The organism is Streptomyces sp. NPDC107581 (genome assembly GCF_055657175.1).
In genome coordinates, this window is record NZ_JBVKBH010000022.1 from 129702 (window position 1) to 138128 (window position 8427).

The window sequence follows — 8427 nt, forward strand, 5'->3', positions numbered from 1 at the left end:
GCGCTCGTACCGATCCCGCTACGGGACGCACCCCCCTCGGAGCCACCCGCACGGCCTCTCCCCCCTCCCCGCCCCTCCTTGATTGGCCTGCCCATGACCGACCCCGCTCCCGCCGCCATACCGCCGGCCGCCCAAGTCACCCTCGCCGACGGCCGGGTGGAGATCGCCCCTGGTTCGCCGCAGCCCAGCGGCCCCTACGCCAACGAGGACCTGCTCCCCGTCCCCGTGGCCAAGCGCACCTGGACGACGTACAACTTCTCCGCGCTGTGGGTCGGCATGGCCCACAACACGGCCTCCTGGACCCTCGCGTCCGGGCTGATCGCGGTGGGCATGGACTGGAAGCAGGCCGTCTTCACCATCGCCCTCGCCAACCTGATCGTGCTGGTGCCGATGCTGCTCACCGGGCACGCGGGACCCAAGTACGGCATCCCCTTCCCCGTCTTCGCCCGCGCCTCCTTCGGGGTGCGCGGCGCCAACCTTCCCGCCGTCGTACGGGCGTTGGTGGCATGCGGCTGGTTCGGCATCCAGACCTGGATCGGCGGCGAGGCGATCTACTTCCTCGCCGGCAAGCTCATCGGCGACAGCTGGGCGAACGCCGCGCACATCGGCGGCTACCCCTGGACCATGTGGCTGTCCTTCGGGATCTTCTGGGTGATCCAGGTCGCGATCATCCACCGCGGAATGGAGACCATCCGCCGCTTCGAGAACTGGGCCGCGCCCTTCGTGCTCGTCGGCGCCTTCGTGATGCTGTGGTGGATGAGCAGCAAGGCCGGCGGCGTCGGCCCGCTGTTCGACCAGCCCTCGAAGCTGGGCTGGGACGGCGACTTCTGGAAACTCTTCTGGCCCTCGCTGATGGGCATGATCGGCTTCTGGTCCACGCTGAGCCTGAACATCCCCGACTTCACCCGCTACGGCAAGAGCCAGAAGGCGCAGACCTGGGGCCAGGCCCTCGGCCTGCCGACCACCATGACCCTGTTCGCCTTCCTCTCCGTGCTCGTCACCTCCGGATCGCAGGCGGTCTACGGCAAGCCGGTCTGGGACCCGGTCCAGCTCGCCGCCAAGACCGACAACGTGGTCGGTCTGCTCTACGCCCTGGTCACCGTCCTGGTGGCCACCCTCTCCGTGAACATCGCGGCCAACCTGGTCTCCCCGGCCTTCGACTTCTCCAACGTCGCGCCCCGCAGGATCAGCTTCCGCACCGGCGCCCTGATCACCTCGGTCCTCGCCGTGCTGATCTGCCCGTGGAAGCTGTACTCCGACCCGCAGGGCTACATCTTCACCTGGCTCGGCCTGGTCGGCGGCCTGCTCGGCACGGTCGCGGGCATCCTCGTGGCGGACTACTGGGTCCTGCGCCGCACCCGTCTCTCCCTGGCCGACCTCTACCGCACGGGGGGCCGCTACTGGTACGCGGGCGGATGGAACTGGCGGGCGGTGGTCGCCTTCGTCGCCGGCGGCGTCCTCGCGATCGGCGGCGCCGACTTCCACCCGCTGATCGACGGCCGCCCCCTCCCGGCCCTCGAACCCCTCGCCGACTACGGCTGGGCGGTGGGCCTCGGCACCTCCCTGGTGCTGTACCTGGCGCTGACCCTGCTGACCGGCCGGAAGGAGCGGGCGACGGCGGAGACCGACTGAACGCGGGCCCGCCCCGGCGGCGTCCGCCCGCCGGGGCCCGGCCGTACGCAGTACGGCCGCCGGCCAGGGGGAGCGACGGCCCCGACCGCATACCGCACCCGCGGCACATCCCCCGTGTCTCCTGGTTCCGGCACCCGCCGGCGATCGTCCCCGTCCGAACTGCAGCACCCCAAGATCGGTCCCTCGCCGGGCTGTTGCGATACTCGTGCCTCGTGAAGACGCGACCGTTGCTGCCGTGGACCGCGGCCTGTCTGCTGCTGGCCTCCTGCCATGCGGGGATGGCCACCCCCGGCTCCGCCGAGGAGGGGAGCGGGCCCGCTCCCGCCGCTGAGCGCAGGCCCGCGCCCGACCTGGCCGGCGACAGCCTGGACGGCAAACCCCTGCGGCTGTCCGACTACCGCGGCAAGGTCGTCGTACTCAACGCATGGGCCTCCTGGTGCGGGCCCTGCCGGGCCGAGGCGCCCGAACTCAGCGCGGCCCAGAAGCACCTCGCGGCCAAGGGGGTCCAGGTCCTCGGGCTCAACACCGACACGGATGCCGCCGGCGGCCGGTCCTTCCAGCGCGAGCACCGGCTCGCCTACCCGAGCATCAGCGACCCCTCCGGCCGCCAGATACTGAAGTTCCCCAGGGGCTCGGTGCCGCAGGCCGTGCCCTTCACGGTCATCGTCGACACCCGGGGCAGAATGACGAGCGTCCACCCCGGCACGGTCACCGAGCAGGAACTGCGCGGGCTGGTCCTGCCGCTGACCCGCTCCTGACGAACGGTCAGCCGGATCCGCCGCCCTGCAGGGCGGCGACGGCGGCCTTGGCGGCCTGGATGGCCCCCTTGTTGATCTCGTCGGTGTCCGGAGCCTTCTTGGTGTCGAAGTCGCTGCCGTTGTACGTGACGATCACCAGGGCGTTGGAGACGCGGGCCATCACCACGCCCTCGCGGGTCTGCTGCTTGTCCTCCGTGGTGAGGTTCACGACGGAGTACCCGCCGTCACCGAGCCCCGGCACGGCACCGCCGCCGCCCTTCTCGGCGACACGCTGCTCGTACTCCTTCTTCGCCGCGTCGTCCGAGTCGGCGAGCTCGTACGACACGTCGAGCCAGCGGTAGGCGTAGCCCTGCAGGGCGTTCCAGGAGCAGGTGCGGCGCAGCCTGGTGTCCGTCGAGGGGATCTCCTTGCCCGCCGTCCTGGCCCCGGGCACCAGGGACTTGAGCGTCGCCACGGGCACGCTGGTGCAGGGGGCGGGCGCGGCGGCGTAGGCCTTCGACACCTGAGTGGAGGACGGGGCGGAGGGCGACTGGGTGGGCGTCCCCCGGTCCGGCCGGTGACCGGCGGCCGACGGTTGGGCCGGGCTCGACGTCAGCGCCCAGCCGGCGCAGGCCAGCACGGCGACCGGCGTCAGACGCGCGGTGAGGGCGAGCGGCAGAGGAAGAGAACGCACGGCGCACTTCTCGTGGGGGAGTGGGGTGCGGAAGGGGGTCCGCATGGTGGACGGGGACGCCAGTGTCACATGGCTGTCTGTGGGGCGGAAGGGCCAACTCGCTGTGTGCCCGGTCGGTCACGGCAGTGTGCTCGCTCCGTACTGCTCTGCCCGTTATGTTCCGGTGGCGTGTTCCTCGAGCCAGCGGCGGGCGCCGACTTCGCTGGGGTATTCGCGGACGGTGAGCCAGGCGGCCAGCCAGCCGATGACGTACGCGGCGAACGCCGGCATGACCGGAGCGGCGAGCAGCACGAGCCCGCGACCCAGGGCGATACGGCCCGGGACGCGGCTGTTGTGATCGCGTTTGGCCTGGAGGGTCTGGGCGGGAGTGGGCGGATTCAGCAGGGCCTCGCGGTGGCCCCGGCGCTGTACCACCCAGCCCCATCCCAAGGCCACGACGGCCCCGGCCACCTGCAGCCCGTCGCACACGCCCCGCACGGAGGACGGCAGCAGATCGCGGACCCCCGAGTACAGGCCCAGCGCGAACAGGCAGAACATGGCCATGACGAGAACGATGAAGACGGTCGTACGGGCGCGGCACAACCAGTAGGGGGCGCCGCGCCGGTACCACGTCCGTCCCAGCTTCGGCAGAGCGGGGACGGGGACGGAGAACCCGGGGGCGGGGGCCTCAGAAGATACTCGTGACGCCATGCCAGACATCCTTCACCAGTCGCTTTCCGTCGTCGACGGTCTCCGTGGCGACGTGCTTCGTGCCGGTCAGCACGCCACCGACCACCCCGTGGTCGTGAATGTCCTCGCTCCAGTGCTCGTGGAAGGCGTGATCGATGACGGAGGTCGCGGCGATCACCGTGCCGACACCGACCGCGGCGACGGCGACGGCACCCTCGACGGGCAGGGCCGCCGTGATCGCCGCACCGGCGGCCAGACCACCGACGGCGGCCCCGACGTCGACGGTGACGGAGTGCTGCCAGGACCAGCCCTTGTCGTGGTCGTCCTTCGCCTCGATCAGACCGCAGGCGGCTGCCGCGGCGACGTCCAGGACCGGGATCTCCCGCAGGGCGTCCGGCAGCGCCTCCAGACCCTTGCCCAGGCGCAGCGCGTCGGCGGCGTCCGCCAGCTTGACGTTCAGCGCACGGTCGTAGGGCAGCTTGGTGCTGCCGTTGTCGGCGCGCGCGATGTCCTCCTCCAGCGCGTCCACCTTGGTGACCGCGTCGCGGTAGGCGCTCTTGGCGGGCAGATCACCGGGCATCTTGCGGCCCTGCTGCTGGAACACCTTGCGCTCGGCACGGAGTTGCTTCTTGGCCGCCTGCGCCTCGGCCTTGGCCGCGTCGAGGTGCTTGCGGGCCTCGATGCCCCCCGCCCGGGCGTCCTCGGCGTCATACGCGTACAGGCCGCGCAGCGCGTCGTACAGGGTGACCTTGTCCCCCGGGGACACCGAACCGTCCTTCGACGTCACCTTGTCGTACAACGCCTGCAACTGCTGCGCCGCCACCAGACGCGCGTGCTGGGCGGTGTGCAGCACCTCGTTGCGCGCCTTGGCGTACTCGTTCATCGCCGAGATGGTCTTCTGGTCGTCCGCGCTCGGCGGATCCGCCGTCATGATGGGCTGCGGCGCGCCCTTGGGGTCCGTCGCCACACCCTTGCGGGCCGCGATGTGCTGCGCGTTCTGCAGGGACGTCTCGCACGTGGACAGCGCGTTGGCCAGCGTCTCGAGGATCTCGCCGGCCGCGCTCACCAGTTCGGCGAAGCCGGCGGCGGCCAGCGCGTCCTCGCTCCACTTCGCGCGGAAGGACTCGGCCGCCTCGCCCTTCCAGCTCGCGTCGTCGACCAGCTTGTCCACGGTGCCGCTGAGCGGCTTGACCACGTCGTCGAGCTTGTCCTTGGCGTTCTTGTACGTCTCGGCCATCGTGCGCAGTCCGCCGATGTCGCCGCCGACCCAGCTGTCACCCATCAGTTCTCACCCCATCAGGTCTTCGAAGACACCGTGGACGTCCACGTCGTGCCGGTGGAAGGAGTCCCGCGCGTACGCGACCTTGTCCCCGTGGTCGTCGATCCGGTCGGCCATGCCGATGTGCAGGGAGATGATGAGGTCCGCGATCTCCTTGAGGGCCGAGTCGAGGCCCGCGTCGCCGCCGCTGACCACGGGCGGTGCCACGTCGGGGTGCAGCTTGCGGTAGTCGCCGGCCTGCTCGTGGAACGTCTTCGCCATCGTGGCCAGGTCGTCGTAGACCGCCTTGAAGTCGCTCACCGGCGCACCTCCTGCGCGTAGGCGGCCAGGTCATCCGGCCGCCAGTTGGGTACTCCGGGCGCCACCTGCGGGTCGAGCAGCACGGTGACGCCCTGTTCGCCGACGCCCTCGGCCAGCGGGCCGAGCGAGGCGGCGACCCACGGCTGCGCCTCGCCCAGCGCTTCCACCAGCTTCCGCGGCGTGGTGAACGCGAAGGCCACGGTGCCGTGGGCGGGATGCTCGAACAGCTCGAAGACGACGAAGGGCACGCGCGCGGGGCGGCCGTCCGCGCCGGTCCCGGCGACGGACCTCGGATGCGCCGGGACGCACACCGGCGTGTGGTACGCGGGCACGCCCGGCTTGGGGCGGGGCCGGTCGTCCGAGGGCGGGCCCGCCGGCGGGGCCGCCTCCACGAGGTCCAGCAGATGCGAAGGACGCGGTCCCTGCTCCGTGACGTCTCGTCCCGGCGGGTCCGGCTCCACGAAATCGAGCAGGCGTGAACGTATCGGCGCCCCCACCGCCGTCACCTCTTCCCCGTGGTTGCTGTGGCTGATCGGGCTCGACCACGGTAGCCAGCGGGCGGCGGGGCAAATCCGGCTATGTCGGGGCGGTGACCTGGTCGCACACGGAACTCATACATCCCCTTGGCCGGGGGCAGGGCAGCCCTTGACCCGTTGCTGAACCGGCGCCGTCCGGAATCCGCCGGCTACGGCACTCTCGCCGTCCACTGCGGGGAGCTGAACTTGGTGCGGGCCGGCTCCTCGGCGCGCGCCGGCTCCGCGGCGGTGACCTTTCCGTCCACGAGGCCGTACCGCCCCCGGAACGACTCGATCACCCGCTCGATGACCGCCTCGCGCGGGCGTGGCCACGGGCACGGGCCTGCTCGCCCCGCCGGTACCGCATGTCGCCCGGCGGGGCGCGGGGCTCACGGCACGCGTGCGGTCCACTCGGCGGTGGCGAACTTCGTCCGTACCAGTTCCTCCGCGCGGGCCATCTCTTCCGCCGTGACTTCGCCGGTGGTGAGCCCGTAGCGGTTGCGGAAGGAGGCGATCATGTTCTCGATGACCTGCTCCCGCGCGAGGCCCGTCTGCCGGCGGAGCGGGTCGACGCGCTTCTTCGCGCTCCTGGTCCCCTTGTCGGACAGCTTCTCCCGCCCGATCCGCAGCACCTCGACCATCTTGTCGGCGTCGATGTCGTAGGACATCGTCACGTGATGGAGGACGGCTCCAGGGCCGCCGTCGGGGCCGACCATGCGCTTCTGGGCGGCGCCGGCGATCTTGCCGGCCTCGGTGACGATGTCGTTCAGGGGCTGGTACCAGGCCTTGATGCCCATGTCGCCGAGGGCGCCCAGCACCCAGTCGTCGAGGTAGGCGTAGCTGTCTGCGAAGGAGAGGCCCGAGACCAGGGACTCCGGCACGGACAGGGAGTACGTGATCGTACTCATGGGCTCCACGAACATGGCCCCGCCGCCGGAGACACGGCGAACCACGGTCATCCCGTGCTTCGCGGCCCCTTCGGGGTCCACCTCGTTGCGCAGGGACTGGAAGCTGCCGATCACCACGGCGGGCGAGGCCCACTCCCAGACCCGTAGGGTCGGGGACCGCCGCCCAGCGGCCACCTCGGTGGTGATCACCTCGTCCAGCGCCATGTGCAGGGCCGGTGCCTGCGGCTCCGCGTGCACCAGCCGCCAGTCGTAGTCGCTCCACTCGGTCGCGCGGGCGAGAGCACGCCGGACCGCGATGCCGACGCCCTCCGCTGTCAGCCCGAGCATCACGGTCGACTCCGGCAGCGCCGCCGTGATCCGGGCGGCCAGCCCTGCAGCGTCCGTCGATGAGGGGGAACCCTCAAGGGCTGTGTCGATCGAGAGGATCGCTTCGTCCGGCTCCAGGAAAAAGTCCCCGGCGACTCGCACGTTGCGCAGGACACCTTCCTCGACATCCAGATCCACGACGACCAGCTTGCCGCCGGGCACCTTGTACTCGCCATGCACGGCTTCGATTCCTTCCAGTGCGCGGCGTGTGTCTTGAGCCTGCCGCTCTGACATTCGGACAGATGCGCGCATCTCTCGGATTTCACCTTAATGCTTGCCCGTGGCGAGCGGATACGCAGCCCCAAGGGCACGGGAGGGACGGCCTGGGGTTGCGTCCACGGAGGTGGTGTACGGGTTCGACCTGATCCGGGGGTTTGCTCCGGCGTCGGGATGATGCCCGCACAGATGAACGGCCACCGGCTGATCTTCGAGGTGTCGAAGCCCGAAGGAGATCAGCACGATGACCGCACCCGACAGTCTGCCCCTGCACGCCCTCGCCGAGGACAACCTCGCCGCGGCGAGTCCCGATCTGCTGCGCGCGATGGTCGAGACGTTCGCCGACGCGCTCATGTCCGCGGAGGCCGATGCTCTCTGCGGGGCCGAATACGGGCAGGTGAGCGAGGAGAGAGTCAACCACCGCAACGGCTATCGCCCACGCGGGTGGGACACCCCGGCCGGCACCGTCGAACTCGCCATCCCCAAACTCAGGACGGGCAGTTACTTCCCGCACTGGCTTCTCGAACGCGGCCGACGGGCCGAACAGGCCCTCATCTCGGTGGTGGCCACCGCCTACCTGCTGGGCGTGTCCACCCGTCGTGTCGAGAAACTCGCCGAATCCCTCGGCGTCACCCAGCTGTCCAAGTCCCAGGTCTCCGCGATGGCCGAGCACCTGGACGAGCAGGTCGCCGCGTTTCGCAACCGGCCCCTGGACCAAGGGCCCTACGCGTTCGTCTGGGTCGACGCGCTGACCCAGAAGGTCCGCGAGAGCGGCCGCATCACCACCGTCCACGCGCTGATCGCGGTGGGCGTCAACGCCGACGGGCACCGTGAGATCCTCGGCCTGGACGTCGCCACGGCCGAGGACGGCGCCGGCTGGCTCGCCTTCCTGCGCTCACTCATTGCCCGCCGGCCTGAGCGAGGTCCAACTGGTCGTCTCCGACGCCCATGCCGGCCTGGTCGGCGCGGTCGGCGCGGTCCTTCCCGGCGCCTCCTGGCAGCGCTGCCGCACCCACTGAAGCCGTAAAGAATCAACTTGTCGGAGTGTCGGTTTGCTCGTCCGCGGCCGCGAGGAGATCGGGGGCGGTGCGGTAGCGGGTGGCGGCCGGGG

General features: G+C 70.8%; 9 protein-coding genes and 1 pseudogene. 3 read left to right on the plus strand and 7 right to left on the minus strand.

Features of this window, described 5'->3' with window-relative positions; translation table 11 throughout:
* Positions 1-93: 93 nt before the first annotated feature.
* Both ACZ7P3_RS38555 and ACZ7P3_RS38560 read left to right on the plus strand, forming a co-directional pair.
* Complete coding sequence (locus tag ACZ7P3_RS38555) at positions 94-1632, plus strand: NCS1 family nucleobase:cation symporter-1 (RefSeq protein ID WP_472088997.1); 1539 nt, start codon at positions 94-96, stop codon at positions 1630-1632.
* Positions 1633-1844: 212 nt separating this feature from the next.
* On the plus strand, positions 1845-2390 hold the full coding sequence (locus tag ACZ7P3_RS38560) for a TlpA family protein disulfide reductase (protein WP_472088999.1): 546 nt from the start codon (positions 1845-1847) through the stop codon (positions 2388-2390).
* A gap of 7 nt (positions 2391-2397) precedes the next feature.
* Here ACZ7P3_RS38560 and ACZ7P3_RS38565 read toward each other — a convergent pair whose 3' ends face one another.
* The 7 genes from ACZ7P3_RS38565 to ACZ7P3_RS38595 all read right to left on the minus strand — a co-directional run bounded on the left by ACZ7P3_RS38565 (position 2398) and on the right by ACZ7P3_RS38595 (position 7280).
* Entirely contained in the window at positions 2398-3063 is a 666-nt protein-coding gene (locus tag ACZ7P3_RS38565) for a hypothetical protein (protein WP_472089000.1), read from the minus strand.
* Positions 3064-3216: 153 nt separating this feature from the next.
* Positions 3217-3753, minus strand: a complete 537-nt coding sequence (locus ACZ7P3_RS38570; RefSeq protein ID WP_472089002.1) for a hypothetical protein — start codon at positions 3751-3753, stop codon at positions 3217-3219.
* On the minus strand, positions 3731-5014 hold the full coding sequence (locus ACZ7P3_RS38575) for a WXG100 family type VII secretion target (RefSeq protein WP_472089004.1): 1284 nt from the start codon (positions 5012-5014) through the stop codon (positions 3731-3733). The genes ACZ7P3_RS38570 and ACZ7P3_RS38575 overlap by 23 nt, the downstream gene beginning before the upstream one ends.
* Positions 5015-5020: 6 nt before the next feature.
* A complete protein-coding gene (locus tag ACZ7P3_RS38580; protein WP_472089006.1) occupies positions 5021-5311 on the minus strand; it encodes a DUF6317 family protein in 291 nt (96 codons plus the stop codon).
* Complete coding sequence (locus ACZ7P3_RS38585) at positions 5308-5808, minus strand: SAV_915 family protein (RefSeq protein ID WP_472089008.1); 501 nt, start codon at positions 5806-5808, stop codon at positions 5308-5310. Before ACZ7P3_RS38585 ends, ACZ7P3_RS38580 begins: the two co-directional genes overlap by 4 nt.
* A 188-nt stretch (positions 5809-5996) precedes the next feature.
* A complete protein-coding gene (locus ACZ7P3_RS38590) occupies positions 5997-6125 on the minus strand; it encodes a hypothetical protein (RefSeq protein WP_472089009.1) in 129 nt (42 codons plus the stop codon).
* Positions 6126-6215: 90 nt separating this feature from the next.
* A complete protein-coding gene (locus ACZ7P3_RS38595) occupies positions 6216-7280 on the minus strand; it encodes a lipoate--protein ligase family protein (protein WP_472089010.1) in 1065 nt (354 codons plus the stop codon).
* A gap of 280 nt (positions 7281-7560) precedes the next feature.
* Here ACZ7P3_RS38595 and ACZ7P3_RS38600 point away from each other — a divergent pair.
* Positions 7561-8332 (plus strand): annotated as a pseudogene (locus ACZ7P3_RS38600) (IS256 family transposase); the annotation flags it as partial.
* Positions 8333-8427 lie beyond the last annotated feature (95 nt).